21 protein-coding genes are annotated in these 18,531 nt (G+C 51.3%); 16 read left to right on the top strand and 5 right to left on the bottom strand.

Annotated features, from left to right (window positions below):
- The first annotated feature begins 29 nt into the window (after positions 1 to 29).
- Positions 30 to 374 (top strand): arsenate reductase (glutaredoxin), encoded by a 345-nt coding sequence (gene arsC / locus U2949_RS11180; protein WP_321287749.1) that lies wholly within the window; start codon positions 30 to 32, stop codon positions 372 to 374.
- A 31-nt stretch (positions 375 to 405) separates the two neighbouring features.
- On the opposite strand, the gene U2949_RS11175 is transcribed toward arsC, so the two are convergent.
- The 3 genes from U2949_RS11175 to U2949_RS11165 are packed head-to-tail and all read right to left on the bottom strand — an operon-like array spanning position 406 to position 2,160.
- The gene (locus tag U2949_RS11175) at positions 406 to 978 is read right to left on the bottom strand and encodes a YceI family protein (protein WP_321287747.1); all 573 of its coding nucleotides are present in this window, start codon (positions 976 to 978) and stop codon (positions 406 to 408) included.
- 52 nt (positions 979 to 1,030) lie between these two features.
- Complete coding sequence (locus U2949_RS11170; RefSeq protein ID WP_257722581.1) at positions 1,031 to 1,594, bottom strand: YceI family protein; 564 nt, start codon at positions 1,592 to 1,594, stop codon at positions 1,031 to 1,033.
- Positions 1,591 to 2,160, bottom strand: coding sequence for a cytochrome b (locus U2949_RS11165; RefSeq protein ID WP_321287743.1), 570 nt, complete (start codon positions 2,158 to 2,160; stop codon positions 1,591 to 1,593). The genes U2949_RS11170 and U2949_RS11165 overlap by 4 nt, the downstream gene beginning before the upstream one ends.
- A 214-nt stretch (positions 2,161 to 2,374) precedes the next feature.
- On the opposite strand from U2949_RS11165, the gene U2949_RS11160 reads away from it, so the two are divergent.
- The 4 genes from U2949_RS11160 to U2949_RS11145 all read left to right on the top strand — a co-directional run bounded on the left by U2949_RS11160 (position 2,375) and on the right by U2949_RS11145 (position 5,279).
- Entirely contained in the window at positions 2,375 to 2,959 is a 585-nt protein-coding gene (locus U2949_RS11160; RefSeq protein WP_321287741.1) for a hypothetical protein, read from the top strand.
- Between the two features lie 74 nt (positions 2,960 to 3,033).
- Positions 3,034 to 3,546, top strand: coding sequence for a ClbS/DfsB family four-helix bundle protein (locus U2949_RS11155; protein ID WP_026483260.1), 513 nt, complete (start codon positions 3,034 to 3,036; stop codon positions 3,544 to 3,546).
- A gap of 73 nt (positions 3,547 to 3,619) precedes the next feature.
- Positions 3,620 to 4,744 (top strand): site-specific integrase, encoded by a 1,125-nt coding sequence (locus tag U2949_RS11150; RefSeq protein WP_321287738.1) that lies wholly within the window; start codon positions 3,620 to 3,622, stop codon positions 4,742 to 4,744.
- A gap of 73 nt (positions 4,745 to 4,817) precedes the next feature.
- Positions 4,818 to 5,279 (top strand): GNAT family N-acetyltransferase, encoded by a 462-nt coding sequence (locus tag U2949_RS11145; protein WP_321287736.1) that lies wholly within the window; start codon positions 4,818 to 4,820, stop codon positions 5,277 to 5,279.
- A gap of 153 nt (positions 5,280 to 5,432) precedes the next feature.
- On the opposite strand, the gene U2949_RS11140 is transcribed toward U2949_RS11145, so the two are convergent.
- Together U2949_RS11140 and U2949_RS11135 are read right to left on the bottom strand one after the other, a co-directional pair.
- A complete protein-coding gene (locus tag U2949_RS11140) occupies positions 5,433 to 7,544 on the bottom strand; it encodes a hypothetical protein (protein WP_321287734.1) in 2,112 nt (703 codons plus the stop codon).
- 11 nt (positions 7,545 to 7,555) lie between these two features.
- Positions 7,556 to 7,996 carry an aegerolysin family protein gene (locus U2949_RS11135; RefSeq protein WP_051316251.1) on the bottom strand — a complete coding sequence of 147 codons (441 nt, stop codon included), beginning with the start codon at positions 7,994 to 7,996 and terminating at the stop codon, positions 7,556 to 7,558.
- Between the two features lie 350 nt (positions 7,997 to 8,346).
- Here U2949_RS11135 and U2949_RS11130 point away from each other — a divergent pair, with 350 nt between their 5' ends.
- From U2949_RS11130 to U2949_RS11080, 11 genes are all read left to right on the top strand, one after another.
- Complete coding sequence (locus U2949_RS11130; protein ID WP_321287731.1) at positions 8,347 to 8,517, top strand: hypothetical protein; 171 nt, start codon at positions 8,347 to 8,349, stop codon at positions 8,515 to 8,517.
- Between the two features lie 203 nt (positions 8,518 to 8,720).
- Positions 8,721 to 9,482: a glucose 1-dehydrogenase gene (locus U2949_RS11125; RefSeq protein ID WP_026483255.1), complete on the top strand. Its 762-nt coding sequence runs from the start codon at positions 8,721 to 8,723 to the stop codon at positions 9,480 to 9,482.
- Between the two features lie 158 nt (positions 9,483 to 9,640).
- Positions 9,641 to 10,585: a ParA family protein gene (locus tag U2949_RS11120; RefSeq protein ID WP_321287729.1), complete on the top strand. Its 945-nt coding sequence runs from the start codon at positions 9,641 to 9,643 to the stop codon at positions 10,583 to 10,585.
- 8 nt (positions 10,586 to 10,593) lie between these two features.
- Complete coding sequence (locus U2949_RS11115) at positions 10,594 to 12,327, top strand: ParB family protein (RefSeq protein ID WP_321287727.1); 1,734 nt, start codon at positions 10,594 to 10,596, stop codon at positions 12,325 to 12,327.
- Positions 12,324 to 12,929, top strand: coding sequence for an STY4526/YPO1902 family pathogenicity island replication protein (locus U2949_RS11110; RefSeq protein WP_321287725.1), 606 nt, complete (start codon positions 12,324 to 12,326; stop codon positions 12,927 to 12,929). The genes U2949_RS11115 and U2949_RS11110 overlap by 4 nt, the downstream gene beginning before the upstream one ends.
- A 6-nt stretch (positions 12,930 to 12,935) precedes the next feature.
- Entirely contained in the window at positions 12,936 to 13,532 is a 597-nt protein-coding gene (locus U2949_RS11105) for a hypothetical protein (RefSeq protein ID WP_094196766.1), read from the top strand.
- Positions 13,533 to 13,539: 7 nt separating this feature from the next.
- On the top strand, positions 13,540 to 15,174 hold the full coding sequence (locus tag U2949_RS11100) for a hypothetical protein (RefSeq protein WP_321287722.1): 1,635 nt from the start codon (positions 13,540 to 13,542) through the stop codon (positions 15,172 to 15,174).
- A gap of 256 nt (positions 15,175 to 15,430) precedes the next feature.
- Positions 15,431 to 15,820, top strand: a complete 390-nt coding sequence (locus U2949_RS11095) for a hypothetical protein (protein WP_321287720.1) — start codon at positions 15,431 to 15,433, stop codon at positions 15,818 to 15,820.
- A gap of 47 nt (positions 15,821 to 15,867) precedes the next feature.
- Positions 15,868 to 16,986, top strand: coding sequence for a PFL_4669 family integrating conjugative element protein (locus U2949_RS11090; RefSeq protein WP_321287718.1), 1,119 nt, complete (start codon positions 15,868 to 15,870; stop codon positions 16,984 to 16,986).
- A gap of 592 nt (positions 16,987 to 17,578) precedes the next feature.
- A complete protein-coding gene (locus tag U2949_RS11085; RefSeq protein WP_026484866.1) occupies positions 17,579 to 18,016 on the top strand; it encodes a single-stranded DNA-binding protein in 438 nt (145 codons plus the stop codon).
- A gap of 326 nt (positions 18,017 to 18,342) precedes the next feature.
- Positions 18,343 to 18,519, top strand: coding sequence for a hypothetical protein (locus tag U2949_RS11080; RefSeq protein ID WP_160289048.1), 177 nt, complete (start codon positions 18,343 to 18,345; stop codon positions 18,517 to 18,519).
- Positions 18,520 to 18,531 lie beyond the last annotated feature (12 nt).

The raw sequence follows: 18,531 nt of genomic DNA, 5'->3' as shown, positions 1-18,531 counted from the left end.
ATACGGTTTATAGGAAGTCAAAGACTGTCATGAGCAAAATCTATCATAATCCGCGCTGCAGCACTTCGCGTAATGCCCTGGTCATGATGCGTGAAAAAGGTCTGGAACCCGAGATCATCGAGTATTTGAAAACACCCTTGTCGCGCAGCGAACTCAAAGCGCTGATTGCGGCAACGGGCTTGACGGTACGCGATGCCATGCGCAGCAAAGAGGCTGTCTACAGCGAGCTGAACCTGGGCAACCCCGATCTGAGCGACGATGACTTGCTGGCCGCCATTGAAGCCCATCCCATACTGTTGAACCGTCCTATCGTGGTGACAGAAAAAGGGACGCGTCTGGCGCGTCCCCTGGAAGTCGTTCAGGAAATTCTGTAATCAGACTTCCTGAATAGCGCTCAAAGCGTTATTACTGGGCAATGGCTTCCAGTGCGATACGGATGGTGACTTCATCACCCACGTAAGGCACGTTGGCGGCCATGCCAAATTCACTGCGCTTGATCTCGATCTTGCCGTCCGCGCCCAAGGCGGGTTTGTTCATCATGGGGTGCTTGGGCATGGTCAGGAAGGACTCGATGGTCATGGTCACGGGCTTGGTAATGCCCTTGATGGTCAGATCGCCCTTGGCGGATACAGGCTTGTCGCCGTCGAACTGAATGTCCTTGGACACAAAAGTTGCTTCGGGGAACTGCTCGGTGTCGAAGTGATCCTTGCCCTGGATGTGTTCGTTGAACAGAGGAAAGCCGGTGCTGACCGAACGGGTGTCGACTTTCATGTTGATGCTGCCGGTCTTGGCTTCCTGGTCCAGGGTAACGGTGCCTTGTGCCTTGTCAAAGCGCTGACTTTGCGTGCTCAGGCCCAAGTGCTTGTAGCTGAAGTGCACGAAGGTGTGGCTGGGCTCAACCTGATAGGTCACCGGCGCTGCCTGAGCGGCAAAAGCAAATAGAAAACTGGCGGACAGGGCAATCACTGGCTTGATCATGAGGGTGTAATCCTTGTTATGCAGGGAGAGGGGGGGGCGCTGATGCGTCTGCTTACTTGGCATCAATCTTGAAGTTGACGGTGATCTCGTTGGCCACGATGTCGTAGGTGGACCAGGAGCCTTCACCGATAGAAAAATCGCCACGCTTGATTTCAAAGGCACCGCTAAAAGTGGCTTTGTCGCCTTCGGGAGCCATGGTAGCCATGACGGTGACGGGTTGCTCACGGCCTTTGATCTGCAGCGTGCCTTGCACTTCATATTGCTGGTCGCTGACAGCGCGGAAACTCCTGGAGCTGAAAACGGCTTGGGGATGCGCGTCAATATCGAACCAGCGCACGTCTTGCAATTCATCGTCGGCTTCTTCTGAGCCGGTATCAACGCTATCCAGGGCGACTTTCAAGACCACCTTGGACTGATCCAGGGCGTCGGGGTTGAAGTTCAGTTCGCCTTCAAATTTACGGAACTGACCATCCAGCTTCACGCCCATCTGGGAATACTGAAAGCCGATTTTGCTATTTTGGGTGTCCAGAGCCTGGTAGTTCTTGGCGTTGACGGCCAGGCTGGTGCCCAGGCTCAGGGAGCCGATTAGCAGGGACACGAAGATAGATTTTTTCATGATTTGGCTTTGCCTAAAGTAAAGGTGATGCGGCCAAGCAAGCCGTCACGGTCTATGAACTGATGCTTCAAGGCCGCCAGAATATGCAGGCTGACCATGGCAATCAGGGCGTAATTCAAAAAGATGTGGACTTGGACCAGCAGCTCGCCCAAAGGTTTATCTTTGGAAACCAGATCGGGCAGGGGGATCACGCCAAACCACACTGTCTGAAAGCCTTTGGCAGAACTCATCAGCCAGCCTGTCAGGGGAATACCAATCATCAACAGGTACAACGCTGCATGACCACAGTGGGCCAGAGCCCGGCTGAGAGCAGACATGCCAGGGGGTAGAGCAGGGGGGCGGTTGAACAAACGCCAGAGCAGGCGCAGGATCACCAGTACCAGCAAGGAAATACCGGCCCATTTGTGCCAGGAATAGACTTGCAGTTTCAGAGGGGACAGGGGCAAGGTTTTCATGGTGTAGCCCACGGTCACCAGGGCGGTCAGGGCCAGTGCCATCAGCCAATGCAAGATGCACGCGACTCGGGTGTAGCGTTGGCGATTCACTGGAACAGGGGTGATGCTCATTGATAATGCCTTTCATTTACGAAGCCAAGAAACTTTAACCTGTTTGTAAGCATCGTAAAAGACCAGATTTTGCAATGCAGTAATGCAATATTGAGGGGTATTGGTCGTGCACTCTTGCAAGATGACTATTTTCTTGCAGCGTGTGACAAGGCTTTCAGGGTGGGGTGGGGGCGGGCTAAACTCCTTTTTTCAGCTCGCAAGCAAGGAAGTCTCTATGTGGAAAACAGCGTTGGTCGTCGTGGTAGCCGGTTTGTTGGCAGGATGCCAGGACTCGAAAAAGGCCAATGAGGAAAATTTCAGCACGGCAATCCAGAGCTATCTGGATACGCGAGACGGCTTGTGTGTAGGTGTGCCTGGACGTGTGTATCCCTATCAGGCCGAGCACGATTCCCCCTTGATTGTGGAAGATCGAGCTCGTCTGGCTGCCTTGGCCAAGGTAGGTTTGTTGCGTCAGGTAGAAAAGGAAGAGGCACCGCGCTACGAGCTGGATGCCAATGCAGACACCTATTTGCGTCGCTCCAGCTCCGAACAGTCGCAGGGCGAGCATGATGCATTTTGTACAGGCCGCCTGGTTCTGGACCGTATCAACTACTTTACTGAACCGGCCAGCGCAGGCGGGTTTACCGTCAGTCAGGTGAATTATGTCTATCATCTGGCCGATGCGGCGGGCTGGATCAAAGATAGCGCGGTTCAGGATACCTACGAGGATCTGCGCGCGTTGACGGCCCAGGAAGTCGAGGGTCAGGCACGAATGATTTTGACCAATAAGGGCTGGGTTCATCAGAACCTTTATCGTTAAGTGATGCCACACGGCTGCATGAAGAAGGAGGGGCAGTGCGGTGTGATTCGGTCTTGGGCAAGAGGAGCAATCATATGGCTGTGGCTCAAAACAAACACGATTTATTAGTGGCTATTTGCAGTAATTATCAAAAGTTGGCTGCAGATCTGGCCACTGTTCCTGCTACGCGTGCTCGTGAAAAAGACCTGGAGGGTCATGCCAAGGGTACGCAAATGAGTGTGGCTGATCTGGTCGCTTATCTGATCGGATGGAACGAACTGGTTTTGAAGTGGAGCCAGGCCAAGGACAAAGGTTTGCCGGTAGATTTCCCGGAAACCGGTTTTAAATGGAACGAGCTCGGGCGTCTGGCACAGAAGTTCTATGCCGACTTTGCCAATGTGTCGTACTCGGACTTGTTAAATCGCCTGGAGGAGGTGCAATCTCGTATTGTTGCCTTGGTCGAGCAAAGTACAGATGATGCTCTGTATGGAGCGCCTTGGTACAAGAAGTATTCTCAAGGACGCATGATTCAGTTCAATACGGCCTCACCTTATGCGAATGCTCGGATTCGACTGCGGAAATGGAAGAAAATACACTCCATTGTCTGATAAGACGAAGTTGCATCAAGCCACTGTAAGGTTCTATTATAAAAATGCAATTAACGGAAAAGACAAAGCCGCAATGAAAAAATGGTCTACAAGAGAAGAAGGGCAGTTTGAGCTGCCCATTTTGGGCTCGCAGGCCGCAGATATCTCGGCGGAAGCCTTGTTTGACACGTGGTTGCAGCATCAACGCCCCCCTATGGCACCCAGCACGCAGCGGGTTTATCGTACCTTGTGGCGGCGCTTCTTGCAGGCACTTCAGGATCACAAAAAGCAGTACACGCAGATCAAGCCCGTGGACATCCGGGACTTTTTAAGCAATCTGGACGAAGTACGTCGCCCGCAGCGCGAGCGTTATCAACAAGTAATCGCCCGTGCTTACGAAGAGCTATGCCGCCAGGATGGGCGCTCCGAAAATCCAGCAACGGCCCCCGCCATCAACGACCCCTTCAAGGAAAGCTGGCGCCAGGCCCCTGACAACCAGGCCACCCAATTTCTTTCTGTAGATCAATGCTCTGCCACCATCAAGGCATTGCAAAATCGATGGCGGGTCCTGGAGTTGGCCAGTGATATGACCATTGCCGCCCGTTGGCGTGAATATCGAGATATGACGATTGTGGCTGTGATGCTGGGCACAGGTTTGCGGCCGGTGGAGTTGGGGCAGTTGCACCCTTCAGCTATCGGAGTGGCCCAACGCAGGGCCGGCCCGGTGGAGTCGAACGAAGCAGATGAGGAGCACACCAAGCAATGGCGTGATGGAACTATCCTGCTGAAATTGACTGGAGCGGCCAAGCGCGAGGTCGTAGCCCCCATCTGGTGCGAAGCCATATTGCGTAGCTGGCTGATTTTCAGTGGTGCAGAGGACGCTTCAGCTTGGGCCAAGGACAGCCGCGTTTTCCCCGGCTCTCGTCAAGTCAGCGCTGCCCGACCCCAGGCACAAATGAATCCGGCCACGCTGGCTCGCATTGTCAGCAAATGGGGCATCAAGCAGATGGATCTGGTGATGACGCCTCAGCGTCTGCGCAATACCTTTGGGGCGGGTTTGATCGAACGAGGTTTTTCCTTGCCTGAGATCGAAGAAATTATGGGTTATGCCCCCGGTGCAGCCAGTGCCTGGCGCCTGCAGGCGTCCTGGCTAGCATGGCTGGAAGCGCAAAAGACTCCGGCCGATCCCGCGATTACCGAGAATACGCAATCAGAATGAAGGGCTAGTCACGGTTTCGTCAGCTCCGGGAGGCATAATTTCAGATCCATTTCGCTTTATTAAGGAGTTTGAAGTGACGTCGACACCTGTTTTTCGTCGTGCTGTGGCAGCGGATCTGGGGGCCATCGTAGCCATGTTGGCCGACGATATTTTGGGCCAGAAACGGGAAAACACCAGCCTGCCTTTGGCTCTGTCCTATCTGGATGCTTTTGCGGCGATAGAAGCGGACCCTAATCAGTATCTGGCCGTTGTAGAGCTGGATGGCACGGTTGTGGGTACTTTGCAGATCACGTATATGCCAGGCCTGTCGCACCAGGGCGCGTGGCGTGGGGAGATTGAGTCTGTACGTATTGCCAGCGCTGCCCGTGGTACGGGTTTGGGGCGTTTGATGATTCAGTGGGCCATCGAACAATGCCGCGCACGCAATTGCCACCTTGTGCAGTTGACCTCGGATATGGCTCGTATCGATGCACATCGGTTTTATGAGCAACTGGGTTTCACGGCCAGCCACAAGGGTTTCAAGATGACGCTGTAGGATTCTTTCTTCAGGATGGATCTGGGCCAAGAGCGGTCATAGAACAAGAACTATAAGCACCGCATTAATGGAAAAGCTCCCCAGACATGATTGATGCCTGAAGAGCCTTTCATGGGGAGACTGTTAAGGAGATTGCCTGAGTTTCAGGCCAAGTTATCCAAATATACTGTTGATTTTCTCAACGGTTCCGATATAGGTAGTGCTTATTTTTCTCAGGGTGTAGGGAACGGTATAAGTCCAATCCTTAGACCAGGAATCGCTGCTTAAGGTGCAAATGTTGAGATTGCCCAGTTCTTTTTCCAAGGCAGCAAATTGATCTTGTAAGGATTGGCTTGACGCAAGACTCCGACCTTGGCCTTGCCCCCGCCATTGAATTCCCTTGGCGGCAGAGTATGGAATAGGTATCAACTTGACACTGTCGTTAGTCAGAATCCCTGTGTCTTTATCAGCCGTTAGCTTCATTGCCATTTCTCCGCCTTTGGTGAAAATCATTTTTTCAGGCAAAGCTTTTCGCAATAGCATCAGGGATGGCCCGAAGGCATAAATATCACCATTCGTATCAATGAATGGAAGCATCTTTATGAACGAGCTAAAAGCAGTCGGGTTGTTGTTTCCATAGCTGCAATAAGCTGCCTTGTAGGTGACCTCGGGATACGGTATCGGCTTAACGTCGATAATTTCACTGCTTACTGACTGATCCCCAATGAGCAGGCCCAGGCCAAGCTCCGCGTTGCGCAAGAAACCAATTTCGTTCCAGGCGGTATAAATCTTCTTGGCTTCATCGCTTAAGGAATTGAATGCGATTTCTACCGCATCGTCACTCTCTACGTTGTCGCTTAATACTCCTTGTGCAATTTTAAAAGAATCAGCGACTTGAGATGCGGAATTAAGATGGCAGAAATCCAGTTTAATGTTGCATGCGTTAAAAGTATTGTAAATAGTATTCAAGGTAGACAAATCTTGCATCATGCAACGGATTTTCAGGATGTACTCCGCAACCTCAGCATCACTGATTTCGTTCATGTATCCCATCGACATCCATGGGAAAATATCTGACCAATTCGCTATCCAGGCGCCTAAAACGGCGTAGTCTGAGCTTGAATCTAAGCTGATTGTTCTAACCCCTTGAAGCGAGAGGTTTTTATTCCTTCTGGAAATGCTGCCTTCTGCTAGCACATCCAATGAATTTTCCTGGACTTTGGATGCCAGCTCATTCAAGCCATCAATATTGTTCTTGTCCCGAACAGTTGATTTGAATTCTTCAAAAGTTAAGTTCGGATTTGTTTTTTTGGCTTCTTCATATCCGGACGCAAGCGCGAACTCTTCAGAATCGCCCAGCTTTTTAATGGTATCCAGCTTTTCCGTTATCTCTGCATTTTTTTCCGGTTTGAGAAAATCAGGGATTTTTGGAGGAGGGCTTACCGAGCTTTGCATTGGCGCTTTATCCAGCAGGCTAATTCCTGAAATCTCGGCAAAGGACTTGTTGGCAACAACATCAAACCAGGAATTTACCTGGCTTTCAACGCAACCCCCACTGGCGAGAGCCTTGCAAGATACCTCAACTTCAGAGCTTTGATCTTTTTGAGATCCATTATAGGTTTGCGCTATGGATACGGAACTTCCTATCCCTGAATAGCTGAATTCAGCCGTTTCTCCATACTTCCAGCTGTCTTCTGTTTTTTTGCTCGTCATCTCCGTAGAAACAGAGCCCATTCCACCCCAGATGGCTCCCACGACCAGACCATCCCCGTAGGATGAAATGAAGTTCTGCAGAGATTTGACCCATTCTTTCATGAGCTCGTCTTTTTCTATAGACGATCCAGAGCAGTCACGGGCAGCAATGAATTTCTCTAAAACCTTTAACGAAAGATTTTTAGGTCCTGCACTTAAAGAGTTTAATACGTCCTCTACCGTCAGATTGTCAAAGTCGATATATTCTATTCCCGAGATCATGGAAATATTGTAGGAGACTTTTATAGACTTGTACTCCGAAGCAGTTGCATTGCTGACGGATACAGCAACTGCAGAGGTAAACTTGGCGATCCCCGAGGGACCATAGGCTCCTGAAAAGCCAATGGTTCCCTCGTTCAAGGAGTCAGTGTAGACATATTGGCTTTTACCACTCATACCCATTTCAATTTCTTTTTGGGTAATCATTCTGGTAATTGGATTTATCAGAACTGAAGGTTTAAAATCATTCCCAAGAACAGTAGATCCAACTGTGATTCCCATTAATGGATTGATGGATTTAGCTTCTATGTCCATGATTTTCTCCCTTAGGATTTTTTGACAACAGTAATGAAGATATTGCCTGTCGCGCCACTTGGGCTACCGCCACCTTTTTTAATCACTGTGTAGTTTTCTTTATCCTTAACGGTGAGCTCATCGCTGTTGGAACCACTCCAGGGGCAATCCCAGTAATATTCAAAAACTAATTTATCACCGTCGTACAGGGAGAAACCTCCTTCAGTTCCTGACGAGGCGTTCTCGCGTCCGCAGGAGGCAATGGTGTATGAGTCTTCGTCTTTGATAATGGTGCCATTAATTTGGCTGGGACTTATTTCCTTGTCTTTATCTCCTGGCACATGGAACTTTCCCCACCTCAGATAAGCACCTTCTACTTTGAAGTTTGAGTTAACAACGAATATGGTAATTTCTATCCATTGCGCATAAGCCCGAATCTTGCTTTCTTCAGTTGCAATATCTTTAGCAGTCATGGTTAAGTCCTCAGCTTGTTGATTAAGTTGCGCCTAACTACATTTTTTTGCACTTATGTGCAAGCAGAGAATAGCAGTTGAATTGTTTTAATACAATTTAATTTAAATAAAAAAATAGCTGTTTTTCTATCTCCTTTATTATTCGCAACCTAACTTAAATTGATATTGTAATTACGCTGTTTTTATATGAATGAATTGCCTGAATTTTTCTTGATTAGTACGAAAACGGTTTTCTGCCCCTTCAGTCATGGCGTTGGCCCAATGTAGGTCCGACCTGGTGGAATGGGACAACGTAGTGAAGAGCACGTCACGCATTGGTACGATCGGACCAAGCAGCTGAGGAAGCCATCGTGGCCATGCTGGCCGACGATAATCTGGGCGAGAAGCTGGTGAACATCGGCCTGCCTTTGGCCCAGTCCTGTCTGGAAGCCTTTGCGGAGATAGAGGTAACCACAATCAGTATCTGGCGGTTGTTGAGCTTGATGGCGCGATGGCAGATGCTTTGCAGAATTTGCCGGTAGGCAATTCCGTACTGAATCCGGCGCTTGGAATCACAAACTCGAATACTTTCATGAAGACTAGACCGGCTTTGCCTCTGGCATCTTGCAGCATAAAGGTCGGGATTGCCTCGGTCGTTATGCATTCTGGAAAAATGGACAGCGAGCCCTGAGCTTGGTTTTTAGCCTTATGATGCTTTCTCAAACTGCATGTTGGAGATAGGCAGATGGGTGTAGCGTCAAATTATCCAGTCATATTGATTACCGGCGGGAGTCGAGGGATCGGTGCTGCGACGGCGCGTCTGGCGGCGAAGCAGGGCTATAACGTTGTTCTTAGCTATGTCGCCAGCGAATCTGATGCCTTGTCGGTGGTCGCTGAAGTAGAGGTGACAGGTCGTCAAGCTTTTGCTTTCAAGGCGGATTGCGCGGACCCGGAGCAGATTACTCAGCTCTTTGAGCAGGTCGACCGAAGGTTTGGGCGGATTGATGTTTTGGTAAATAACGCAGGCGTGTTGTTTCAGCAGTCTCGTCTGGAAGATCTCAGCTTCGAGCGTATACAACACACTTTTGCGGTCAACACGATTGCTCCCATGCTTTGTGCGCAACAGGCCGCCAAACGTATGGCTTATCGCCATGGTGGGAAAGGCGGTTCTGTCATCAATGTTTCCTCCATAGCGGCCAAGCTTGGCAGTCCGAACGAATATGTGGATTACGCCGCTTCAAAAGGAGCTTTGGAGACTTTCACAACAGGTTTCGCTAAAGAGGTGGCCCGAGAAGGGATTCGTGTTAATTGTGTTCGGCCTGGGCATATTTATACCGAGATGCATGCCAGTGGCGGCGAGCCGGACCGTGTAGACCGATTAAAGGACAGCATCCCGATGGGCCGTGGTGGCCAAGCAGAGGAAGTGGCGCGTGCAATTTTATGGCTAGCCAGCTCTGAGGCGTCCTTTATCACGGGAACATTCCTGGATGCGAGCGGTGGCAAGTAGCCATTGGGGTAACGAGGTTTGGGGCCTTGAAATACGATGTGCTGGATAATCATAAACATCGCATAATGTCGCTTTATGTTAAGTCCACCTGTTTATTAGTATTTTTTATACAGTAATTTAAGCAGAAAACTCGTTGCTTTTTCAACGAGGTTTTTAAAATGCTTACGTTCACAACTGTTGCCACTAAAGGTGGTGTTGGCAAAACCACATTAACTGCCAATTTGGGCGGATTGCTTGCTGATTTCGGATATCGCGTTCTTTTAATTGATGCGGATATTCAGCCATCTCTAACACGCTATTACAAACTGGCTCATCAAGCTCCTCATGGCTTAACGCAAATGGTGATGTCGGGAGCACTCACCACGGACTGCATTAGTCACGTCGAATTTCCACCTGCTGAATTTGAGAGTGATCGTTCAAGTTTGAATGTGCAGGGCGGTTTCTTGCATATTGTGTGCTCCGACACTCAGCGTGACGACAGCCCCCTTCAAATCTGGTTGTCTAATCAGCTTGATCGCCTGGTGCGTATTCGGATGGCCCTAAGTAACCCGGATATTCGTGCTCAGTACGACGTCTGCATCATCGATACCCAAGGGGCAGTGGGCCACCTACAAGACGCCGCCGTCAATGCGGCGGATGTGCTTCTCGCTCCTGTAGCCCCTGATGTTTTGTCGGCCCGTGAGTTTGTTGACGGCACGATTAAACTGGTGGCTCGTCACGAGTCTGCCTCCAATCTTGGCTACAAGGTGCCCGCCATTCAGTGCGTGATTAACCGTAGCGAGAACACGGTCGATAGCCGCACCATGTCCAGCCTGATCCGCAATCAGTTCATTGAAATGAGCGGGCGTGTCACCGTGCTGGCCACCCAGATTCCACAAGCGGTCGCGTACAAAAAAGCCGCTACCGCTCAAGTCCCTGCTCACTGGATTGATCCGGTCAGAGCGGGTGATCACATGCACAGTTTGCTGTGGGAATTAATCCCCAACCTGAGCAATAAATTCACTCCCAATCACCGCAATGAGTTAGCTCCCGCGCTAGCGGCATTGCATGTCCCTATCTCCGCGTCAGACGAGCCAGACAGCCCGCTCACGGCTAATTCGTAGAGCGTGCCATGTCTAAAACTCCGGAATTGCTGACCGCTAGTCAGCGTGCCGCGCAGTTGCGCATGAACGCTGAGTTGAGCTCAACACTAAGAGAGACAAGTCCCGTGTCCTCAAAAAAATCGAATTACGAAGATATCGCCAAACGTTCCCTGATGGGCACGCCGCCACCGCTGAACGCCATGGGTGCGATGACGCCCATGGATGTGGTCGATGGCAGCATTTCAAATTTAGCGGTTACCGATATTGATCGGTACGAATTTGACCCGCGTACCGAAATCAACCCACTCTATGACGAGATCAAGGCGTCGATTCGGGCCAATGGGATCCTGAACCATATTAGCGTTACCAGGCGTCCTGGTCAGCCGCGTTATATGGTCTACGGTGGCGGGAATACACGGCTGCGTATTGCGAAAGAGCTGTACGAAGAGGGTGACCAACGCTTTGCGCGGCTGACGGTCATCGTCAAGGTCTGGAAAGGGGACGCGCCGACCATTGCGGCGCACCTGGCTGAAAACGAGCAGCGTGGCGAGATTTCGTTTTGGGAGAAAGCTCAGGGAGTGCTGTCGTTTAAGGAGCATTTCGAGAAAGAATCGGGCAAATCGCTTTCAACCACGGAATTGAACCGGGAGTTGCGCCAGGCCAGTGGCCTGAATTTCGGCATGAGCATGCTGCAAAACTTCCTTTTTGCGGTTGAGTATCTGGCCCCGATCGGGCGCTGGCTACAAACGCGTGATGTGAACCTGCTATTGAAACCGCAGATCTCGCAGTGGCTGAAGCTGGCTGACAAGTTTGGCCAGCAAGCAGTCGCTGAAACAGCGCTACAGACAATCTTGCACAAGTACGCCGCTGTGATGAGCCAACAATCTGTCACGGCAGATCAGAGTGATCAGCAGGTTTTAGACGTTTCGCAGTTGCTTGATGAGGTCAACGCAGCCATCGCTGACACCTTGGGTGTCGCCCCTGAAAAACTGCTGGCCATGGCCCAGGCTCTAGAGGCAAACCCGCGCCTGGAGGTTGAGACCCTGAGGCTGATCGAAGCCACTCCTACGGCGCCAGTGGACCTCAAGCCGTTAGCAATTCAACCACCTACTCAGCCTCCACTCGGTCGAATGTTGGCCAGTGTGCCTACGCCTAAGAGTAAGCCCGACAGTTCTGGCGGTGCCTTTTTGCCAGCTTCCCCATCGGTCTCCCAGAACGTGGTCTTGAGCGGAGAGGGGGAAGGGTTCGATCCACAGCCGATATTTACGGTGTTAGGCGAGTTTCAGAGCCTGATCGACATGTCGGATGTGCTTTTTAAAAGCGATCAGCCCCACCACATCTTTGGCTTTTACCTGGACTTTCCTTCACAAGGTATTGGGTATGTCGATGGGATTGAGCTGGAACCAGAATTGGTTATTTACCGCAGAGCCTTGTGGAAAATCCTGGTCAGTCTCACCGGTCAGCTTGATCGTCGATTTACGCAGCTCATCCCACACGAAGCCGATGGTTTCACCATTGCTTGGAAACAGCTTTGGGAGCAGGGCGAGGAACAGTTTCAGGCAGGAGCACAGGAGTTGCTGGGCGAGGCATTTGACCATGTCTCGCTCCAAAGCGTGAGCCTGGTATTGCGGCATGAGCAATTGGGGCCGTTGGTCACACGTCTGCTCTCAGAAATGGAACGAGTTCGGACCCGTTACCCAGAGCGTCAACTGGACGGATTTGTGCCCTTGTTCATGCCGGATGTGACAGAGGAGATTTCATGAATAAGATTCCCATTCAATGTCCTGTTCTACGCCGCATGTTGCTGACCCACATTATTGAGCAAATCGATGGCGGGGACATGGACTCTCTACTGCGTGCGGGCTACTCACCCGAGTTTCTCGATGATTTGCGTTACCGAACCACTCGGGACATCACGAATCTGGCCAACTCTCCGCAGGAAATGTGGTTCTCACTGTCTGAGCAGGTCATCAGCAAGGGGCTACATCTGCTCGATATGCGGCGCGAGCACGCCAAGTTACGCGAATACTTTGTGATTCATGGCGCTTCGCGTCGGATGGTGTGTGCGTATTTCAAGCTGTCCCACGAGGAGTATCGGGACTTGCGCGCACAGCTCAGGCCGGGAGGTGAGCCTGGCGGCCGTACGGCCCTGCCTCCAGTCGCTGTGCGTGATGCCATCCATCGAGCCTGGTTCGATATTCAGCAATCGATGTCTGAACAACCCTGCCGAGACCGAATCTACGCCTTACACCAACAGTTTCCTGAGCTGCGAATCAGTGTCCTCCAGCAAACCATTGTCGAGTTTGCTGAAGATGATGAGCTTGGTTTGGAAATAAAGCCGACGACGCCACCACTGCAAGGATAAAGCCACATGGACGAAATTATGACTATGCCAATCACATCTACAACTGCGCCGCATCCGTCGACTCTGCCTCGATCAGAGCGTGCTTGTGATGGCCAGACACAGGGCGGGTGGGCCTTGCCGTCCTCTCATGCCGATGGTTCCCAGAACAGGAAAGACGCGCCAAAGGAAGACTTTTTAGCGCAAGCGGCGCTGTTGAATCTGATGGGGCAAACGCCAATCAGCTTCCATCGCCTATATGTCGATATCACTGGCAATGTCATCACGGGATTATGGCTTTCGTCTGTGCTGGAACGGGTTGCTCAAGCAATGCCCGAGGAGTTCCAGGAGGATGATTATGTGTTTCGCCTATCGGCGACTCAATGTCATCAGGTCACCGGGATTACTGCCTCTCAGCAGCGGACATGCCGACGCGACTTGATCGCATTGGGCATGTTAAGTGAACAGTCGGGGCCGGGCCGTGTACCGGAATACCGCTTGCATCTGAATGTTGTCGCGGATGCCATTCTCCAAGCATCCGTTTCATTGGCCAACTCGCTCGAGGAGGTTCATCAACAACAAGGCTCATCGTCGTCACAACCCGTTCTTTCCAAGCGATACGGATGAGATGGCTATGGGTGCCGCATTAAACACCGATACAACGACGGCGTCTCTAATTGATGAGGCTATGCAGTTGCTCACCAGCCAAGGGTTTGTGCAGTACTACCCAAACCTGGCTGAAACGCTGGGTAATTTCAAAGCTGCTTTGTTTTTGGGGCACGCGCTCTATTGGGCTCGGCATACTGCCGTTCACTATAAAAATCGTGATGGCTGGTTCTTTCTGACGGCAAAACAATGTGCGCAAGCAACGGGATTGAGTACCCGAGAGCAGGAGAGTGCTCGTCTCTTACTTGTTCAACATTCGCTGATCCAAGAAAAGCTTGCTGGTAGACCGGCCAAGCTCCATTACCGTATCAACCTGGATCGTCTCGCTTCTTGCCTGGGGATCTCGCTTGTTGATCAGAAAGCAAACTGGGCGCAGCTCGCCCCATTGCTGAAACGCTACGTGAGCTTTTATCGGCCCCTGGCGGATATCGCGGGCAATGTGGCCTCTGGCTTGTACCTCTCTTATCTGCTGATTCAGCAACGGCATGTTCTCACTTACAGCCGAAGCATTGAAGGTGAGTTCACGTTGTCTCAACAGGCGATTCGTAACGCTCTATGCTTGACCAGCAAAACACAACGCAATGCCCGTGATCGCCTGAAACAGATGGGTCTACTCCAGGAAGCAGGCAATCGTATACGCATTAACCTGCTGGCTTTATGCCCTTTATTACATGGACAGGAGCAGTTCCCCCTCAAGTCTGAGTCTACCGATCAGCCACCCATTGCTGATGCACCGAAACTGACATCGGTATCCAAACCTGTTCCTGTGAATGGGCAGAAGCCCGCGCCATCACGATCAAGCAAATTATTTGGAGCTGGCACACAGTCACAAAGGCCACTGTTTGTTTTGGATAGTGCTGGCGCAGCACGGGCAAACGCTACCCTCCAGCACGCGCTGCGTGACCCTGCCAGTATGAATCCTGGACGTCTCTTTGCTCAGGCCTCAGTCAGTCCTGGTGCAGCTTGTGGACAACTCACAAAAGCAAGCGACCTCACAACTCGCCCAGCTGCCCAAAACGCGAAACTTGATGCCCAAACCGCAAAACTAACTTGCCCAAAACGCGAAACTAAGCTGCCCAAACCGCGAAACAACAATACAACAATATCTCTTCAAACAACTACAAGACCCGCCATCACCACGGCGTCTGCAGGGGATAAGTCCAAGGCACTGGCCGAGATAGCGGGTTGTCGTCGTGATGATTTGAATTTTCAAAACGACGAGGTTGATATCAGCCTACCCAGTGTGCTTGGCAAGCAATGGCATGAGGCTGTACGGAAAGTGCTGGCCACAGCTAAACCCGAACATCGTCAGTGTTTACTGGATGAACTGGAAGGCCAGTTGCGCAATCCAGGTAAGCAAATCGCAAATCCTCCTGGTTACTTGCATTCGCTGCGTGTTGGCTTGGAATCGGGGCGTGTGCATCTGGCGTATGCACAAAGCATCGCGAGCCAGCGTGAACAAAATCGACATGCGCAGGACGCCGTCCAAGAGCACATCAAGGCGCTCAATACAAACCTAACGACTTCTCTGCCTCCAATGACAAAAGAGGAGGCTTTTGCCCAGTTGCGTCAGCAGGTGCAGACCATGAGGAAGCTGCCATGACGGCCTGGCTGACCAGAACTTCATTCGGTAGGACATTTTGTCCTAATCCCCAACAGTTGGGAGGTAAGACATTCTGTCTCAATCCCCACCGGGTGGGAGGTAAGACGTTTTGTCTCAATGCCCAACGGTTGGGAGGTAGCCCGTTTTGGGTCACCTCACACCGGGTGGGGAGTAGCCCGTTTTGGGCCACCGCCCAACGGTTGGGAAGTAGCCCAATTTGGGCTACTCAAGAGAACAGACTTAGGAGACCGTATTAATGACTAACGAACAATTGTTTATCCATCTTCTGCATAGGCTACAGAAATACAGTGATGCCCTGGTTCTTCATGTACTGCTACAAGACCACGGAGATGAGCGTCGAGTGCGGACGTCCGCTACCAAGATGGCTTTGGACTCATTGCGAGGTCAGATCAACCGTCGTCAAGTTCAACGTGCCTTCGAGCGATTGGAATCCATGGGGCTTATTAACGTCATGCCTCAGCCCAATTACCGCACCTTGGTCACAGTCAACAGTGACGCCTTGTTGGAATTCCTCAATCAAGACCCTTTGAGCGGCATGTTGCCTGGGTTCCGTGCCAATACGTTCCCGTTTCTGGATGCTGTCAACGCAACACCGCTGGCAGATTTCAAGGGATCGACGGTCTGATGATGTCCGTCTCCTCCTATTCACTTTCCTCTTCTCAGTGACTACCTATGCCTACTTCGACTGATAAGCAGCCACGACTCAAGTCCAGCGACAAGCCCGCTGCCATTCCCGCACCCAAGTCTCTTATTGGGTTCTCTACGGAGGAGAACTCCCCCTTCACCGATGGGTATTCGATTACCGGCGAAGAAGCCTTGCTGGCTGCGTATATGGCAGGTCCGATGCATGAGGATGATCCTCTTTATGAGCGGTATATCGAACTGGAAGATCGCAAAGATCAATTGGCTCGTATGCAGGCCAAGTTCCACACACGCAAGGGTTCTGATCCCGACGTTAAGCCAGCTGAGTTCTTCGCTATGGATGATCTGGGCTCTCTGGTTGATTCAGAAGACGATCTGATGACCTTGCATACCAAAGAAGCGTTCAGGTTGTTTATGGGGCGTGTTCGTGAGCCTGGCTCGGATGTGGCGCCTATTGTGGGTGGTCGCCGTGTCGCCAGTTCGTTGCGCAGCTTATGGCTGTTGACTGGCAATGATAATCCCTATGCCGATTGGTCTTTGCTGCGTCATGAACAATCCATGGAAGAAGTGAATGAGCGGCTGCAAGAGGAGATCAAGGCTGCCGAGACTTTGCTGTCCAGCCAGCAGCAACGTGGGTTGAGTTATTCCGTGCTGAAGTCCGCTCAACCGCAGTCTTTGCAACTGGGGTTCCGATCCCCCTACGGATACAGCATCAGTCGCTTGATTGTTGATTACGACTACTTCATCCGTTTGCAAAAGACGCTGGGTCGCAAGACGCTCTTAAGCGATCAGCAAATGCGCCGTTCGATCACAGAAATGACTCGCTTTATCCGTCGCGTATTCAATGAGGTCGCCAGGTTCTCACGTTGGCTCATGCAGCCAGACATCAATGCGCTGTCCCGACTGGACTTCATTACGGAACATGCTTCAGAAGAGGGCAAGCAGCGTGTGGAATTCGTGCGCGAAGTATTCGGCATGGTGCCTGCCGACGTGTTTACCGCCAAGCTGCAACCACGACATTCTCGGCGACGGTACACATTAACTGAGAAGGAAAGGGGCCTGTTGCAGTCAGTAGGTGTGCAACTGTCCGAAGCTGAAGCACAGCGCGAAGCCAATCAGTTTCAAGATGCCGATTCGGATTTGGTGTGAAGAAAGGATTTTGTGAGGAAAGGGCGAAAGGATGACGAAGCGAACTCGAAGCCTACGTGTCAATGTGGTTGAGTGGGCAAGGAAGACCTTGGAGAACGAAACGTGTCAGAGCGTGGTTGACACAAAGCCCTTTACGGGTAGGGGCACCGCCCAGTCGCTGCGCCACCATCTCATGCAAGTTGACCAGGTTGAAGCAGACATGGTTGCTCTCTGTGCTGCCACAAAGAAAGTGGCTGGCTATTCCATGTATCTGGCCGAGCACCGTCGTAAAGCGGACGGCTATATGGCGCTGCGTTGGCGCGAGATTGGCACAAGGAAGCATCTGTCATGGGAAGAGGCGCACTCAAGATATTCGGTCCTACCGACCGTGCTGCGGCACTGGTATGAACACGCCAATTCCCAAGCTCAAGAGTTCAATTCGCAACACCTCAAGTTGCGCGGACTCGTACGTGAACTGAAGTTACTGTGTCAGCAACGCAAAGTTCCCACTTTTGCCAGGCCTATCCCGAGTAGAAGTGGGACGTGATCCAGTTAATGCAGGGCGGTCTGACCATACGGTCAAGTCGATTTTTTTTCACCGAAAGGAGTTGATATGCAGAACTTGTTTATTGGTAAGGGCAACCTGGGCGACTCACCCACCTTGAAACGTATTCCTCGTAAGAACAATTCGGGGGAAGAGTTTAGTGTGTGCAGTATGCGTGTGTACTTTGGGCGCTATGGGGTGGACCAGGCCACCGGCGAAGTTGGGCAGATTGGGGGCTTCTGGCGTGAGGTTGAGATCTACGGCAGCAAGGCCGAGGCGTGCGCACAGTTTTTGCGCAAGGGAGCTCGCGTGCTGGTTATTGGTGAGGAGCGTGATTTCTTTGCCAAAGATGAGACCACGAATGCCGAGGTACAAGTCATCAAGATTGTCGCTGAGGATGTAGCCCTGCAGCTCACTCGTATTGAGTCGATCACCTACAAACAAGCAAACCGACCTTCGTCAGCCCGTGATCAGGAGGCATCGTTGGATGAGGATGTGCCCGCTTGATCAGTAAAACAGTGGCCTGGTCTACAGAAACGGAGGAAATATGCAAGTAAAGTTGGCGTGGCTTGTTACGCAGGTGTCAGTGTTAACAATGACAGTAGTTGTGATTTGTTACGTATTCAATAGTGTTCTTGAGATTGAGATCAATGGCGGCTTTCTTTTCTTGGCCTTGTGTTCGTTAATCTTAGCGGTTGTGGTTCCGATTGTGCGTTTTCTGTATCTGCTTGAAAGGGAAAGAGAATCGAGTGTTTGAGTGGGAGGCAAGCGCCCTGATACCAGCAGGGTGCTTGCTCGAGAATAGCCCCGATGATTTAAAAGGAAAGGTAATTATGAATGCAGCAGTTGCGGCAATTGAATACGCCATCGATATGAATACAGATGACGGTCTATATTTTCTTATGGCATGGCACCAGGGAGATTTTGATGTGTGCCGTCGTGATTGGCCGGATGCGCCAGACGACTGTTACATCGGAGCCGACCCTCTTCATCCTGGAACTAAATTGTAATTCGGAGGATTG

The sequence above is a fragment of the Alcaligenes phenolicus genome, assembly GCF_032063905.1.
GTDB classification, from domain to species: Bacteria; Pseudomonadota; Gammaproteobacteria; order Burkholderiales; family Burkholderiaceae_B; genus Alcaligenes; species Alcaligenes phenolicus.
This window is presented reverse-complemented; position numbering and strand designations above follow the sequence as displayed.

Coding starts and splice junctions, on each gene's coding strand:
- arsC (WP_321287749.1), top strand. CDS start 30: ATGAGCAAAATCTATCATAATCCGCGCTGCAGCACTTCGCGTAATGCC.
- U2949_RS11175 (WP_321287747.1), bottom strand. CDS start 978: ATGATCAAGCCAGTGATTGCCCTGTCCGCCAGTTTTCTATTTGCTTTT.
- U2949_RS11170 (WP_257722581.1), bottom strand. CDS start 1,594: ATGAAAAAATCTATCTTCGTGTCCCTGCTAATCGGCTCCCTGAGCCTG.
- U2949_RS11165 (WP_321287743.1), bottom strand. CDS start 2,160: ATGAGCATCACCCCTGTTCCAGTGAATCGCCAACGCTACACCCGAGTC.
- U2949_RS11160 (WP_321287741.1), top strand. CDS start 2,375: ATGTGGAAAACAGCGTTGGTCGTCGTGGTAGCCGGTTTGTTGGCAGGA.
- U2949_RS11155 (WP_026483260.1), top strand. CDS start 3,034: ATGGCTGTGGCTCAAAACAAACACGATTTATTAGTGGCTATTTGCAGT.
- U2949_RS11150 (WP_321287738.1), top strand. CDS start 3,620: ATGAAAAAATGGTCTACAAGAGAAGAAGGGCAGTTTGAGCTGCCCATT.
- U2949_RS11140 (WP_321287734.1), bottom strand. CDS start 7,544: ATGGACATAGAAGCTAAATCCATCAATCCATTAATGGGAATCACAGTT.
- U2949_RS11135 (WP_051316251.1), bottom strand. CDS start 7,996: ATGACTGCTAAAGATATTGCAACTGAAGAAAGCAAGATTCGGGCTTAT.
- U2949_RS11125 (WP_026483255.1), top strand. CDS start 8,721: ATGGGTGTAGCGTCAAATTATCCAGTCATATTGATTACCGGCGGGAGT.
- U2949_RS11120 (WP_321287729.1), top strand. CDS start 9,641: ATGCTTACGTTCACAACTGTTGCCACTAAAGGTGGTGTTGGCAAAACC.
- U2949_RS11115 (WP_321287727.1), top strand. CDS start 10,594: ATGTCTAAAACTCCGGAATTGCTGACCGCTAGTCAGCGTGCCGCGCAG.
- U2949_RS11110 (WP_321287725.1), top strand. CDS start 12,324: ATGAATAAGATTCCCATTCAATGTCCTGTTCTACGCCGCATGTTGCTG.
- U2949_RS11105 (WP_094196766.1), top strand. CDS start 12,936: ATGGACGAAATTATGACTATGCCAATCACATCTACAACTGCGCCGCAT.
- U2949_RS11100 (WP_321287722.1), top strand. CDS start 13,540: ATGGGTGCCGCATTAAACACCGATACAACGACGGCGTCTCTAATTGAT.
- U2949_RS11095 (WP_321287720.1), top strand. CDS start 15,431: ATGACTAACGAACAATTGTTTATCCATCTTCTGCATAGGCTACAGAAA.
- U2949_RS11090 (WP_321287718.1), top strand. CDS start 15,868: ATGCCTACTTCGACTGATAAGCAGCCACGACTCAAGTCCAGCGACAAG.
- U2949_RS11085 (WP_026484866.1), top strand. CDS start 17,579: ATGCAGAACTTGTTTATTGGTAAGGGCAACCTGGGCGACTCACCCACC.
- U2949_RS11080 (WP_160289048.1), top strand. CDS start 18,343: ATGAATGCAGCAGTTGCGGCAATTGAATACGCCATCGATATGAATACA.